The following is a 10,687-nucleotide window of genomic DNA, read 5'->3' as shown; positions in this document are numbered from 1 at the left end:
CTTTTACCTAAAACTGTGGATACTTCCCGAACAGTTTCTACTTGTTTTGACTGAAATAAATAAAGCATTTGAACTTTATTATAAGCTAGTATTCTTTTTTGTTGCTTGAGGATTTCTCGTAAATCTTCTACAGATTCTGTAATTTTTATATGAGGACGACCAGACATTGTAATTCTCGCCTTTACTTTTTACACAAGTCTATCACATCTTTAAAAAAATGGTATAACTAACATATTTTTGGCATAGGTCGAGTGTAACTTTAGCTTGACATATCTTTTTTTAACACAGGTGAGTCAAATTTTTGCCCTGTCTGGCTTTTGGGCGGGGTTGTCACCCCGCCAGCAAAATTTAAAAGATTTAAAGCTAATGTCGCTTGTAAATGGAAAGGAAAATATCGCGGAGTCACAGTCAAAGAAGGATGGTTTATATTAACTAACTTGAAAAACTTAAAAGCTGCTACAAGCACTTATAAACAAAGATTTGATATAGAAGAAATGTTTATAGATTATAAAAGCTGTAGCTATAAAATTGAAGATGTCCAAGTATCAGAACCCAGGCTATTGACCTTAATTTTATTAGTAAGCATCGCTTATACAGCGACAACCTTTGAAGAAAAATTAGTCAAAAAAGTGGGAGCACGAAAATATGTAGATCGTCCAAAACAACCCAAACGTGTTTATCGTTCGCACAGTACATTTCAAGTGGGTGTGTGCGCGAAAAATTGGGTAAGTTTTATAGATATTTGCCCAGAATAAGTTAGAGAATATATTAGTTTACACCCCAATAAACGGTCAAATTATCTACGAGGTAAAAGGGCGGCAAAGCTTAACACAACTATTGTGTAGCCATTTTTATCACCCTTTCAGCTCTTCCCCTTTCCCTCTTCCTTCGATATTTTGGGATTATTTCAAGGAACAAATCCGCACTCTGACCCTCGTGCCACTGCTATTCAAAGCGCACAGAAATCAGCTTTTTTGTAAAACTCCACAGTTCATTTTCCAAACAGTAGTCTAGTTCTTTTATCAACTTTCGTTTTAAGAAAGCCTTGATTTGTTACCTTCGACTGAAAAATTAGACAGGGTTACGTCACGGCGAATCTTCGGTGTAAGCTAAAGCTACTCGTTTTGGAGCGCGACTATTCCAGTCATCTTCTGCGATTTGAACTTTAGTTTTAGCAGTTTCCCGCCTAAAAGGTGGCAGTGGTGGTTTAGTTTCCATCGGGTTGAATGATTTTGCTCCTTTTCAACGAGTCATCGAACTTAGCATAATAATGAACACAGCACAAGACCACTATAACCAGCAACTTGCTGCAGTTTACAGTTGGATGTCAGGAAATCCTGAAGCAGCGATCGAACGAAATCACGCTCTTTTTTGTCAATTGGCCCTCGACTCCGCACCGCGAGGATTAGCCATTGATTTAGGTGCAGGCTCAGGATTTCAATCTATTCCTTTAGCAAAATTAGGCTTTTCGGTAATAGCTATAGATTTCTGTGACGCCCTACTTTCAGAGTTACGCGATCGCGCTAAACATCTTCCCATCCGTACCATTCACGACAATCTGCTTAATTTCTCGCAACATATTCAGGAACAGGCGCAGCTCATTGTTTGCATGGGCGACACACTTACACACCTAGAATCATTGAGTGCTGTCGATTCATTACTTTTGGACATTGAGCGCTCGCTGATTGAGAATGGGATGTTGATTTTAACTTTCCGCGATTATGTTTCATCAGAGCTTCATGGAACTCAGCGTTTTATTCCTGTACAAAGTGATGAATTTACAATCTTTACTTGTTTCTTGGAGTATCAGGAAAACAGCGTAGCAGTCCATGACTTACTCTATCAAAAACAGAGCGATCGGTGGTCATTCAGTGCCAGTTCTTACCAAAAACTGCGGCTTAATAAAAATTGGTTGTGCGCTCGGCTATCTGAAATAGGTTTACAGGTACTTCAGAACGAGATGATTAATGGAATGGTTTGTATAATTGCCAAAAAATTATATTAGAGACTTTATATTAGAGACAACCGAGAGTCGCTGTAGAGACTGTTCCGAAATTTACAGCCCTATCCAAGGCTTAGAAACTGAAATCTCAGGAAACTTGATATGAAACTCCTCCGATGGCTGACATTGTGCTTCCTCTCCTTGACACTCACCCTCTGGCTGGGCAGTTGCTCCACCCCACCCGCAATCCAGGCGGTGACGCTCAATTTGGCTGTGTCAGGCATGGTTCGCACTGCCGTGGAGGAAATCTCTCGACTCTATCAGCAGGAACACCCCAATATCTGGTTGAATCCGATATTTGCCGGAACAGGCCTAATCCGGGCAGCCGTTGAGCAGGGAGAACCTTTTGATGGGGTTGTGTTATCCGAGATTTCATCGGTGGATGCGTTGCAAGCCCAAGGGCTAATTCTGTCCGAAAGCCGTCGGGAGTTAGTGACCACTGATATTGTGGTGATTGCTGCGGCTGATTCTGCGGTGCAACTGACTGATGTGCACGAGTTAGCGAGCGATCGCCTCAAAACCGTGGCAATCGGCAACAAAGACCTGACGATTGGCAAATATACCTACCCGATTCTGAGTCGGTTAGGCATCCTTCAGGCAGTGGAGTCGAAGGCAGTCTGGGCAAAGGTGGATGTGCGGGAAGTCTTACGAACCGTCGAGCAGGGAGAGGCAGAGGTGGGCATTACCTTTCTGCCAGAAGCCAAAGCCTCTGCCAAGGTCAAGGTATTAGCCACCGTATCGCCTGACCTCTATGAGCCAATTCGCTCCGGTAGCGCTGTGGTTAAAACCTCTCCCCATCCCCAGGAAATGCAGGCGTATCTGGACTTTTTAAGTAGCGATCGGGCAATGGCAGTATTTCAAAAATTTGGACTCCGCCCTCTGCGGTCTTAGATCGACGAAACTAAGCATGAGACAGACATGATGAAACAACCCTCTAACTTTCTCAAAATCGTTGCCGGGAGCCTGGGAGCAGCCACTTTCCTGGCATTAGCAGTGAGTGGAATCGCATTTTCGAGCGCTAACCGCACCTTAGAAACTAACCGCCAGATCGCCGAACATCTGAAAGCGCTCAATAGTTTGAAAACGTTGACCAGTGCATTTCAAGATGCTGAAAAGATGCAGCGGCAATACCTGCTCGCGCAAAACAAAAATGACTTCAGGAAATTTGGGCTTCGGACGCTCGATGTCGATCAAGAATTGCGACAATTGCAAAGCTTGCTAAAGAATGCTCCCCACCAACAGGCAGCTACCAAGCGCCTGGAAGAATTTATCCTGCGTCGCCTGGAGGAACTGCGGCAGGGCGTGGAGCTCCGGGACACCAAAGGGCTGGCGGCGGCGATCGATCGCACTCCCCCACGACTGCTGGACGAGATTACGTTGTTGACCCAGCAGATCGAAGCGATGGAAACCGTAGCGTGGCGGCAGAAACAGCAAGCTGCCACCCACACAACCCTTCTGGCAATGATGGCATTTCTGGTGGGCATCGCCCTCAACCTAGGAATTATTCTGTGGACTTACCGCCTGATTTGCAGTGAAATCCTGAAGCGGAATCAAGCCGAAACCGAGCTTCAGCAAAGTAACCAGACGTTTCAAAACCAGACTAGCCTGTTGCAACTAATCCTCAACAGCATGAGCGATGGCGTGCTCGTTGTCGATGAAAACGGTCGATTCCTGGTGTTTAACCCCGCTGCCGAGCAGATGTTTGGCAAAATACCCGACAGCCAGCCGGAAGAATGGTCAGAGCAGTATGGACTGTTTCTATCCGATGGGGTAACTCCGCTCCCAACAGAACAAATTCCCTTAGTGCGGGCTGTTCGGGGTGAGCAGGTAGACAATATGGAAATCTTTACTCGTCATCGCCAGGCCCCAAAGGGTTTCTGGCTGACAGCTAGTAGCAGACCTCTGAGAAATGCCAGTGGTGCATTGAAAGGGGGAGTTGCTGTGTGCCGCGATATTAGCGATCGTAAGTCCGTAGAACTAGAGATATTGCGGGCAAAAGAAGCTGCCGAAGTTGCCAACCGCACCAAGAGCGAGTTTCTTGCCAACATGAACCACGAACTCCGCACCCCCCTCAACGGCATCCTCGGCTATACCCAAATTCTCCAGCGCGACCCCGCCACGACTGCCAAACAGATGAAAGGATTGGGGGTGATTTATCAATGCGGTTCCCATTTACTCACCCTGATCAACGACATTCTGGATCTGTCCAAGCTGGAAGTGCAAAAGATGGAACTCTATCCCCAGGATTTCCATCTGGCGAACTTCCTCTCTTCTACTGTGGATATTTGTCGCGTCAAGGCAGTACAAAAAGGCGTGGAGTTTCATTACCAGCCTGCCAGCAACCTCCCCACTGCCGTCCATGCTGACGACAAACGCCTGCGACAAGTGTTGCTCAACCTGCTCAGCAATGCGGTCAAATTTACTGATTTTGGCACCGTCACGTTTCGCGTAGAAGTGGTGGAGTCAGAAGACTCAAATTCAGAACTCAAAACTCAAAACTCAAAAATTTCAAGAATTCGCTTCCTAATTAAAGACACTGGCATTGGCATTGCCCCAGACAAACTATCCACGATTTTCTTACCCTTTGAGCAGGCAGGGAAACGCGATCGCAACATCGAAGGCACTGGACTAGGACTTGCCATCGGTCAACAAATCATCGAGAAGATGGACAGCGAAATTCACGTCGAGAGTGTATTGGGCCAGGGCAGCAGTTTCTGGTTTGAGATCGACTTGCTTCCAGCATCGGATTGGACAACACAAAATGCGATCGCCAACCACAAGGTTATTGGCTATCAGGGCGAACGACGCAAAATTCTGGTCATTGACGATCGCCGAGAAAACCGTCTGGTGGCAGTGAATATGTTGGAACCGCTGGGCTTCAAGCTGACAGAAGCTGATAATGGGCAGGCAGGTTTTGATACCACTATCCAGACGCGACCCGACTTGATTATTACCGATGTACATATGGCGATCATGGATGGCTTAGAAATGACCCGTCGCCTGCGACAATTGCCAGACTTTGCCCAAACTCCGATCATTGCCTCCCCTGCTACTCTGTCTCAGGTGGATATACAGGAAAGTTTGGATGCAGGGTGCAATAGCTTTTTCCCTAAACCGATCGAGTTTACTGGGTTGCTTGCCGAATTGCAGCGATATCTAGAATTGCAGTGGATTTACGAAACCGAAACAGAGACGACTCAACCCGCTGTCAGCAACGCCGATGAGGTTAGCATGATAATACCACCTGCTGCAGAACTGGCAACCCTCTATGCTGCCGCTCAGGGTGGTTTTATGACCGATATCCAGCAGGAAGCCCATCGATTGAAGCAATTAACGCCGGAATATATTGCCTTTGCGAACCGAGTTTTAGAACTTAGTCAACAGTTTGATGAGGAAGCCATTCTGCGTCTAATCGAGTCACAGGTTTAGCCACTTAATATCGCTCCACCATGAACCATTCATCCCTTCAATACGTTTAGGAGTTTGCTAATGTCAGCCTATTCAATCTCTCAAGAAAACACGATTTTAGTCGTAGATGATACCCCAACCAATCTGCAAGTATTGTTTGATGTGTTGAGCGAACAGGGCTACCGGGTGGCGATCGCCAAAAATGGTGAAACTGCCCTGCAACGAGTGCAATCGTCTGAGCCAAATTTGATTTTGCTGGATGTGATGATGCCAGGGATCGATGGCTTTGAAACCTGTAAGCGGCTCAAAGCTAATCCGGCCACTCGCGATATTCCAGTTATTTTCATGACCGCCCTCTCCGACTCGGTGGATCAGGTCAAAGGGCTGAGCCTGGGTGCGGTGGACTACATCACCAAGCCGATTCAGCATGAAGAAGTCTTGGCACGGATTCGGGTGCATCTCCAACTGCGGAATGCCACCCGGATCATGGAACAGCGCACCAACGAACTCAACCAGGCATTAGAAAGTTTCAAGCAAGCCCAAGTGCATCTAGTGCAAGGTGAAAAAATGTCTGCCCTAGCCCAATTGGTGGCGGGAGTGGCACACGAAATCAACAACCCGGTGAATTTCATTCAAGGCAATCTGAACTATGTCAAACAATACACTCAGGAGCTGCTGGACTTGGTGCAACTGTACCAGAAGCACTATCCCAATCCGGTAGCAGAAATCCGAGAGCGGGCAGAATACCTGGAGCTGGAATTTTTGCAAGAGGATTTGTGGAAGACGCTGGGTTCGATGAAAATGGGGAGCGATCGGATTGGCCAACTGGTGCTCTCCCTCCGCAACTTCTCCCGCCTCGATGAAGCGGACTGCAAACCCGTTGATATCCATGCCGGTATCGACAGCACTCTGTTGATTTTGCAACACCGTTTGAAAGCCAGACCCGATTTTCCGGCCATCCAAGTCATCAAAAACTACGGGCAATTACCGGAGGTCGAATGCCATCCCAGTCAACTCAACCAGGTATTCATGAATATCATCAGTAATGCGATCGATGCCTTGCAGACATCAGGTGTCAGGGATAACCAACAACCTACCATTACCATCAGCACCTCGATCGGTAGTGCTAACTCGATCGCGATTAGCATTGCCGATAATGGAGTCGGTATCCCGGAACTCATTCGCTCTAAACTATTCGATCCGTTCTTCACCACCAAACCCGTGGGCAAAGGCACTGGTTTGGGACTGTCGATCAGTCATCAAATCGTCACTGAAAAACACGGTGGCAAGATTGAGTGTGATTCCACTCTGGAGAAGGGCACTGAGTTTGTAGTACAGATTCCGCTGCGGCAGGTCATGGCACAGGTTGCTTAAAAGAATGGTTACGCTTCCGGCAACAATTATTAATCAATTTGAAGACTCTTTATCGTAGAGAATACTAATTAGGATTTTATGGTAACAGGACTTACTCATAAACTAATACTGTAGGGTGTGCATTACACGCCTTAACCCCTACCAGTAACTCATTAAACTATTTTTTACAGAGGTTGTCAATGTATTAGCTAGCGCTACGGTGAAGCTGGTTCAATTAATATCGTTATCCTTATTTCATCTACTGATAAATTATCCTTGCTATCATTCACTAATTTAGCCACAACTGTTCCTGTAAATAGTTTATTTACGGAAGCGATTTCGTAAATTTTACCAGCATTTAGGAATAGCATAAACGGTGTCGCTGAGCTTGCCAAATCCTTGGATGTAATCATGCCCTTGGTCAACTACTCTGAGCGTTAAAGCCAGGTTTTCTCTCTTGCTTAGATAATCCTGCGTAATTTGATCGATTTTAGAATCGAAATTTTGATAAGCCATAGTTATTGATTAAGACTAATTGATAAGTAATTCCGCAGAAAAAACCGAATACCCAGAACCCCGACTTTTTTAAGAAGTTGGTATGTAAAGCGCGATCGTATTTTACGTTTACAAAACTTACGCAAAGATAAGCCCAGAGGCATCTAAGTTTTACTGTCACTTTCGATAAAATTCTTGTGGGGTGTCCCGCCCGCCCGAAAAATAAAATTTAGATGCCCAACAGCTTACTATCTGTAGGGCGAAGCACACGGCACCTTACCCTCGGCCTACTATCTCGCGATCTATCCTCCCTCCCCCACGATCGATCCCCAATAGCCGTTGCTAATATTCACCACTCATGTATGACTTGACTGATGTCACGATCTACGCGAAACTTTACATACAACTGATGTATTGCTTCTACCTATTAATAACTTCTGTTAAGTTGTGACTCAAAACCTATCAATTAGTCAAAATTGATATAGCGCTTTGTCAGTCAGCCAACTCTCAAGAAGCTACTTCAGGAGGCATCGTCCCTGGCTTGCTGGTGTCGGTGTCTGTTCTCAATATTCCTATTCAGTCAGCCCGGATTATGGAAACACTAGAGTTTGTGATCTATCCAGATGGCCGCGTACAGGAAACCGTCACCGGCATTGTCGGTGCCTCCTGTGCTGAGGTAACGGCTGCAATTGAAGCTCAGCTCGGCGTGGTGCTTCATCAAGAGTCAACATCGGAATATTTCACGCAAGCGCTGCATCAGTCAGCCGAAGCGACGGCCCAAGTGGCTTTTAGCGATTGGTAATTTTTTTTGTTGAGTTCACTTAAATTTTTTTGGAATCACCATGTCACACTTTAGCCAAATTAAGACCCAGATCCGCAATTTGAATTCTTTGGAAGCTGCTTTAACTGACTTGGGTATCGACTGGAAGTCGGGCCCGACTGAGGTGCGCGGCTATCGCGGCCTCACCAGCACCGCTGAGGTAGTGATTGAGCAAAAAAACGGCTACGACGTAGGTTTTAGCTGGAACGGGACTGAGTATGAATTGGTGGCTGACTTGCAGTTTTGGCAGCAAGCTTGGTCTGTAGACCGTTTTCTGAATAAGGTGACTCAGCGCTACGCTTACCATACTGTGGTGAATGAAAGCGCTAAGCAGGGTTTCCAAATTTCTGAGCAAAAGCAAAATCAAGACGGTTCGCTCCGCTTGGTGGTGCAACGCTGGTGCGCTTAATAATTTTTCGAGATTTTTGCAATCTTGTCTCATCAAAGTCCGCCTGCGCGGACTTATTTACTATTGTGGGGGTCTAAATGTCTGAGCTTTCTGGACTCGGAATAGATACAGCAAGCGATCGCTCTGGTTTAGAGCCGGAGTTGGGAGGTTTTTTGCGGGATGCGCCCGATCGCTCTGGTTTGGAACCGGAATTGGGCGGTGTGTTGCGCCAAAAAGGTGTCTATGTTGATGAGATTACCTGCATTGGCTGCAAGCACTGCGCTCACGTTGCTCGCAATACTTTTTATATTGAACCGGATTACGGTCGATCACGCGTAGTTCGACAAGACGGGGATTCTGAAGAGTTGATTGCTGAGGCGATCGACACTTGTCCGGTGAATTGCATTCACTGGGTTGATTACACCGAACTCAAGAATCTGGAAGAAGAACGCAAGGATCAGGTGATGCCTGTCGTTGGTTTTCCGGTGGATATGGCGACAGTTAAGGCCGGTATTCGCCAGCGACAAAAGAATAAGTTGGGCGATCGTAAGTTCAAAGGTAGCCATTGAAATCCCCAATTCCCATCTGCAGCTTGAAACCTGTGGCTCAAACAACAAAAACAGCCCGCGCGGGCTGTTTTTTGTATACATTGTATAGTCAAATTTATTTGAGAGGATGGTGTTCAGCGAGAATTTTCTCAACTCTAGCTTCGTCGATTCTGGCAGTTAATGTTGTTGCCTCGTTGTTATCGCGAATGGTTTTTGCTAAAGTAAAAGACGAGCCGACTGAAAAAGTTAAACCCATACCCATAAAAGCTTTTTGCCAGGGATCTACCTGTAAATAAATGATACCTACAGTAGTTGCAGAAATGGCCAGAATAAAAGAAAGCCAGCACTGAAGTATCCAAGCATTAGTATCTTTTTGGCGTATGATTTGTTTCTGCATAGTGCCTCTAAGTCAAATATATCTTTTGGTTCATTAACTTAAAGAATAGATAGCGTAAGTGAAGCAGTCAGGAGAGGAAGGGACAGTTTCGATAAGTGAACAGTGCGATCGGGCTTTTTACTAAATATTTCAACGGTGTAGATAGGGTTTGAGTCTCCAGGAAGACTCGCAGCGAGTGGACAGTTTTAAAACTCCACTAACGAAAGCTTGTTTTTTCTCAAAATAGCGTAAAGTGCGCCGAAGAGCACCTTAATTCTCCCAGTCGGCCTCCGCAGACTGCGTTTGGCTCTATGCAGCGCTTTCAACCGCCGACTCTTATCTACTTCGTTGGTGTAGCCCCAGTTTCAAGAGACTGTTGGCGAATTAAAAAAGGGTGAAACCAAACATCCCATAATCATGGAAAAAAACGATGATGAGGCAGAGGGAAAAAGAGCGGAAAAACGAGAGACAGGGGGCAAGCCTATCGGAGTCTCGCGCCAAAATGCCCACATTATTGACAGATTCATCGCAACAGCAGTCACAATATGTTGCAGACGAGTTGTGGCAAGACCCATATAACGAGCCTCACGCAAACCAAAAACACGAATTCCTTGAAATAGCGAACTTTCAACACCAGCCCGTAGGGCATAACGCTGCTTAAACTCCTGGGTATGTTGTCTAGGCCTACCTTTGGCTAGAGCTTCGCTTCCGCTTCATAAAGAGGTTGAAGTTTGAGAGTCAGAACACGAGCCGTAGCCGGTGAATGAGTACATTGAGAGCGAACAGAGCAAGCCACGCAATCGGGCCGACGTTCACGGACTTGAATCACGGGATAGCCATAGTTATCCGAGCGTTGATGCCAGGATTTGCTGATGTGGCCTTGCCGACAAGTAGCATGGCGATGCTCCCAATCAACGGTAAAACAAGAAAGCTCAAAGCCCAGCTTGGCTTTTTCTTGCCAACTTGAGTTGGAGGGTACAGGGCCAAGGAGTTCAAGGCCTAATGGAGTCTCACTGGTGAGCAAGTGTTGAGCATCAACATAAGCTGTATCGACAATATGTTTTTGTGGTAACAGGTGTTTATCAACTAAAGCTTGATGAATCACCTGAGTCATTTCGACATCTCCAGTAGTTGCGGGTGTCGTTTCCATATTGGTAATTAAATGAGGCAAATCTCGATCGTAAGTTTCTGTAAGATTTATTGTATAACCTGTCCAATTAGTATAGTCATTTCAAATAAAAAAGAGACACTATTGAGCGCAGTAGGCACAGATGAGTTCATCTAAAGATGTGCCAGG

The 10,687-nt window shown here is 46.0% G+C and carries 10 protein-coding genes and 2 pseudogenes; 8 read left to right on the top strand and 4 right to left on the bottom strand.

The annotated features are described in order from the left end of the window. Positions 1–317 precede the first annotated feature (317 nt). Entirely contained in the window at positions 318–755 is a 438-nt protein-coding gene (locus QUA38_RS24205) for a hypothetical protein (RefSeq protein ID WP_333166409.1), read from the top strand. 190 nt (positions 756–945) lie between these two features. On the opposite strand, the pseudogene QUA38_RS24200 reads toward QUA38_RS24205, so the two are convergent. Beyond that, positions 946–1,218, bottom strand: a pseudogene (locus QUA38_RS24200) (DUF1348 family protein). A gap of 52 nt (positions 1,219–1,270) precedes the next feature. On the opposite strand from QUA38_RS24200, the gene QUA38_RS24195 reads away from it, so the two are divergent. From QUA38_RS24195 to QUA38_RS24165, 7 genes are all read left to right on the top strand, one after another. After that, positions 1,271–2,005 carry a class I SAM-dependent methyltransferase gene (locus QUA38_RS24195; protein ID WP_333166406.1) on the top strand — a complete coding sequence of 245 codons (735 nt, stop codon included), beginning with the start codon at positions 1,271–1,273 and terminating at the stop codon, positions 2,003–2,005. Between the two features lie 99 nt (positions 2,006–2,104). Next, positions 2,105–2,893, top strand: coding sequence for a molybdate ABC transporter substrate-binding protein (gene modA, locus QUA38_RS24190; RefSeq protein WP_333166404.1), 789 nt, complete (start codon positions 2,105–2,107; stop codon positions 2,891–2,893). A 27-nt stretch (positions 2,894–2,920) separates the two neighbouring features. Beyond that, positions 2,921–5,431, top strand: a complete 2,511-nt coding sequence (locus QUA38_RS24185; RefSeq protein WP_333166402.1) for an ATP-binding protein — start codon at positions 2,921–2,923, stop codon at positions 5,429–5,431. A 60-nt stretch (positions 5,432–5,491) separates the two neighbouring features. After that, positions 5,492–6,784, top strand: coding sequence for a response regulator (locus QUA38_RS24180; protein WP_333166399.1), 1,293 nt, complete (start codon positions 5,492–5,494; stop codon positions 6,782–6,784). Between the two features lie 1,066 nt (positions 6,785–7,850). Next, the gene (locus tag QUA38_RS24175) at positions 7,851–8,060 is read left to right on the top strand and encodes a DUF2997 domain-containing protein (protein ID WP_015176940.1); all 210 of its coding nucleotides are present in this window, start codon (positions 7,851–7,853) and stop codon (positions 8,058–8,060) included. A 40-nt stretch (positions 8,061–8,100) separates the two neighbouring features. After that, a complete protein-coding gene (locus tag QUA38_RS24170; RefSeq protein WP_242716193.1) occupies positions 8,101–8,487 on the top strand; it encodes a DUF1257 domain-containing protein in 387 nt (128 codons plus the stop codon). 77 nt (positions 8,488–8,564) lie between these two features. Beyond that, on the top strand, positions 8,565–9,035 hold the full coding sequence (locus QUA38_RS24165; RefSeq protein WP_333166397.1) for a ferredoxin: 471 nt from the start codon (positions 8,565–8,567) through the stop codon (positions 9,033–9,035). A 94-nt stretch (positions 9,036–9,129) separates the two neighbouring features. On the opposite strand, the gene QUA38_RS24160 is transcribed toward QUA38_RS24165, so the two are convergent. The 3 genes and pseudogenes from QUA38_RS24160 to QUA38_RS24155 form a co-directional block, all read right to left on the bottom strand. Beyond that, the gene (locus tag QUA38_RS24160) at positions 9,130–9,411 is read right to left on the bottom strand and encodes a YiaA/YiaB family inner membrane protein (protein WP_190662287.1); all 282 of its coding nucleotides are present in this window, start codon (positions 9,409–9,411) and stop codon (positions 9,130–9,132) included. 344 nt (positions 9,412–9,755) lie between these two features. Beyond that, positions 9,756–10,034: pseudogene (locus QUA38_RS29505) on the bottom strand (transposase); the annotation flags it as partial. Between the two features lie 50 nt (positions 10,035–10,084). Further along, positions 10,085–10,540 (bottom strand): transposase, encoded by a 456-nt coding sequence (locus QUA38_RS24155; RefSeq protein ID WP_333166393.1) that lies wholly within the window; start codon positions 10,538–10,540, stop codon positions 10,085–10,087. Between the last annotated feature and the right edge of the window lie 147 nt (positions 10,541–10,687).

This window comes from Microcoleus sp. Pol12B4, from assembly GCF_036701385.1.
GTDB lineage: Bacteria > Cyanobacteriota > Cyanobacteriia > Cyanobacteriales > Microcoleaceae > Microcoleus.
Note: the sequence above shows the minus strand (reverse complement) of the source record. Positions and strands in the feature narration are given on the sequence as shown.